General features: G+C 63.3%; 1 protein-coding gene. It reads left to right on the top strand.

Going from position 1 to position 2531, the window contains the following annotated elements; genetic code table 11:
- Nucleotides 1-2531 (top strand): VCBS domain-containing protein (locus CCC_RS22370; RefSeq protein WP_160295501.1); only part of this gene is annotated, 2531 nt, incomplete at both ends.

Below are 2531 nucleotides of genomic sequence, written 5' to 3'. Positions count from 1 at the left end.
CAGGCGCTGGGCGCCAATGACCACCTGACCAAGACCTTCGAGGTCCAGACGGCGGACGGCACCACCCAGACCGTCACCGTGACGGTGGATGGCGCCAATGACGCCGCCGTGATCACCGGCGACACCCGTGGCGGTGTCGGCGAGGACGGGGTTCTCAATACCAGCGGCGACCTCAACGCCACCGATGTGGATTCGGCGACCAGCTTCCAGGAATCCAGCGTGACCGATGCCCATGGCACCTTCACGGTGGGCACCGATGGGGCTTGGTCCTATACGCTGAACAACGATTCCCCCGCGGTGCAGGCGCTGGGCGCCAATGACCACCTGACCAAGACCTTCGAGGTCCAGACGGCGGACGGCACCACCCAGACCGTCACCGTGACGGTGGATGGCGCCAATGACGCCGCCGTGATCACCGGCGACACCCGTGGCGGTGTCGGCGAGGACGGAGTCCTCAAGACCAGCGGCGATCTCAACGCCACCGACGTGGATTCGGCGGCGACCTTCCAGGAATCCAGCGTGACCGATGCCCATGGCACCTTCACGGTGGGCACCGATGGGGCTTGGTCCTATACGCTGAACAACGATTCCCCCGCGGTGCAGGCGCTCGGCGCCAATGACCACCTGACCAAGACCTTCGAGGTCCAGACGGCGGACGGCACCACCCAGACCGTCACCGTGACGGTTGACGGCGCCAATGACGCCGCCGTGATCACCGGCGACACCCGTGGCGGTGTCGGCGAGGACGGGGTTCTCAATACCAGCGGCGACCTCAACGCCACCGATGTGGATTCGGCGACCAGCTTCCAGGAATCCAGCGTGACCGATGCCCATGGCACCTTCACGGTGGGCACCGATGGGGCTTGGTCCTATACGCTGAACAACGATTCCCCCGCGGTGCAGGCGCTGGGCGCCAATGACCACCTGACCAAGACCTTCGAGGTCCAGACGGCGGACGGCACCACCCAGACCGTCACCGTGACGGTGGATGGCGCCAATGACGGCCCGACCACCGGCGCGGTGACGCTTGCTGCCGGGACAGAGGATAACTCCGTGACCATCCGGGCCAGTGATCTGCTGAGCCAGGCTCATGACATCGAAGGCGATACTCTGTCGGTAACCAATCTGCATGCCAATAACGGCAGCATCACCGACAACCACGACGGTACCTATACCTTCACCCCGAACCACGACTTCAACGGCCAGGTCGATCTCTCCTACACCATCTCGGACGGCCATGGCGGCAATACCGAGGGCTCGGCGAAGTTCGATGTGACGGCGGTCAATGACGGCCCGGTGGTAAGCGGGGACGTGACTCTAACCTCCGGGACCGAGGATCGCTCGGTGACCATCAAGGCCGGGGATTTGCTGGGTCATGCTTCGGACGTGGATGGCGATACGCTTTCGGTGAGCAATCTTTCTGCCTCCAATGGCACGATCACCGACAATCACGACGGCACCTATACCTTCACGCCCAACCAAGACTTCAACGGCCATGTTGATCTGACCTATACGGTTGCCGACGGCCATGGCGGCGAGGCGCCCGGCAAGGCGGGCTTCGAGGTGAGCGCGGTGGCTGACGACGCCCGTATCGTGGCACCGGATGTCAGCATCACCTATGGCAGCGCCAATACATCGCAAACTCTGGCCGGGACGGCGGGTGCCGATACTCTGGTGGGTGGCGGAGGCAACGACACCCTGACCGGTGGTGCCGGTAATGACGTGTTGTATGGCGACGCAGGCCCTAACTCCGGCGGGCCGTTTAACGTGGCGCTGAATATCGACGCCTCGGCCACGGTCAATGGCGAGCATGTGGGCACCATCACACTGACCGGTCTGCCGGATGGGGCGAATCTGTCCGCTGGCGTTCACAATGCCGATGGCAGTTGGACGCTGTCCGCAGGCGATCTCCACGGTCTTACCGCGAATGTCGCTGACGCCACCCCCTTCAATGTGGGGATCGCGGTCCAGACCGTCGACGGCACTTCGACCCATGTGACGACCTCATCCATGTCGGTGGATTTCCACAGCACCACCGTGGATGGCAATGACACGATTAGCGGCGGGGCCGGTTCCGACACCATGTATGGCGGTGGCGGTAACGATACCTTCCTGATCAGTGATAACGACGGTTCGACCGACACCTTCATCGGTGGCGACGGCACCGACACCATCATGGGCAACTGGTCCTACGACACGCTGAAGGTTGATAACCACCTGGCCAATCTTCAGGGCATCGAGGTCATCGACGGCGGCGACGGGACGCCTGCCTACAACACCATCCAGGGCGGGTCCGGCAATGACGAGCTGGACTTCTCGGGCATGACGGTGAAGAGCTTCGTCATCGACGGCGGGGCTGGCAACGACACCATCACCGGCACCTCGGGCAATGACACGATCAGCGGCGGGGCGGGTTCCGACACCATGTCTGGCGGGGCTGGCAACGATACCTTCCTGATCAGCAATAATGATGGTTCGACCGACACCTTCATCGGTGGCGACGGCACCGACACCATCATGGGCAACTGGTC

Source organism: Paramagnetospirillum magnetotacticum MS-1 (genome assembly GCF_000829825.1).
Classification (GTDB): Bacteria; Pseudomonadota; Alphaproteobacteria; order Rhodospirillales; family Magnetospirillaceae; genus Phaeospirillum; species Phaeospirillum magnetotacticum.
This window is presented reverse-complemented; position numbering and strand designations above follow the sequence as displayed.